At 55.2% G+C, this 462-nt stretch carries 1 protein-coding gene; it reads left to right on the forward strand.

What is annotated here, in order from left to right; translation table 11 throughout:
- The coding region (locus HMPREF2944_RS08985) for an ATP-binding cassette domain-containing protein (RefSeq protein WP_141755729.1) at positions 1-462 on the forward strand (462 nt) is incomplete at both ends.

The raw sequence follows: 462 nt of genomic DNA on the forward strand, positions 1-462 counted from the left end.
TGTTGGCAAATGTTGGTTTGGTGAGTCAAGACTACGGCCGTTATGAACTGACTGTGCGTGAAAATCTTCTTCTGGGTTTGCCGCAGGCGGCGGTTGAGCGTCTTGGTGATGCTGATTTGTGGTCGGCTTTGTCGGTGGCTTGTGCTGATGATTTTGTGCGTGGTCTTGAGGGTGGTTTGGATGCTCAGTTGGGTGAGTCGTTTGGTGGTGTTGGTCTTTCGGGTGGTCAGTGGCAGCGTTTGGCGTTGGCGCGTGTGGTTCTTCGGGATGCGCCGGTGTGGGTGTTGGATGAGCCGACCAGTGCTGTGGATGCTGAGACTGAGGAGGAGATTTTTGCTCGGTTGAAGGTGGCTGCTGTTGGGCGTTTGGTGGTGTTGGTGTCTCATCGTGCGTGGACGTTGCGTGGTGTTGATTCTGTGGTGGTGTTGGATGGTGGGTGTGTGGTGGAGCAAGGAACCTACC

It is taken from the genome of Rothia sp. HMSC072E10, assembly GCF_001813965.1.
Lineage (GTDB): Bacteria > Actinomycetota > Actinomycetes > Actinomycetales > Micrococcaceae > Rothia > Rothia mucilaginosa_A.